This is a genomic window from Halomonas sp. ND22Bw (genome assembly GCF_003011945.1).
In the GTDB taxonomy this organism is placed as follows: Bacteria; Pseudomonadota; Gammaproteobacteria; order Pseudomonadales; family Halomonadaceae; genus Halomonas; species Halomonas halophila.
This window is the reverse complement of record NZ_PXWD01001407.1, coordinates 1-250: the sequence shown is the minus strand read 5'-3', so window position 1 is coordinate 250 and position 250 is coordinate 1. Positions and strand designations below refer to the sequence as shown.

Here is a 250-nt window from a genome sequence, read left to right as displayed (position 1 = left end):
GGCTGCAGGTGCTCCAGCACGTCGCAGATGAGCGCCGTGTCGCAGTAGATGTCGGCGCCGACCTGGAGGAAGGGCGTCTTGCGGTAGCCACCGGTGAGCGGCAGCACGTCTGGCTTGGGCATGATCTGCGGCACGATGACGGAGCGCCAGGCCAGCTTCTTGTAGCCGAGCACCAGCCGTATCTTTTCCGAAAAGGGCGAGGTGGCGTAGTGGTGCAGGATCAGGTCGGGCATCGTGGGCTTTCTCAGGG

Annotated in this window: 1 protein-coding gene; it reads right to left on the bottom strand. The window is 64.4% G+C overall.

Annotation, left to right across the window (positions count from 1 at the left end; genetic code table 11):
* A partial coding sequence (locus tag CVH10_RS22825) for a glutathione S-transferase N-terminal domain-containing protein (RefSeq protein WP_181244717.1) occupies positions 1 to 233 on the bottom strand: 233 nt, incomplete at its 3' end.
* Positions 234 to 250: the final 17 nt, after the last annotated feature.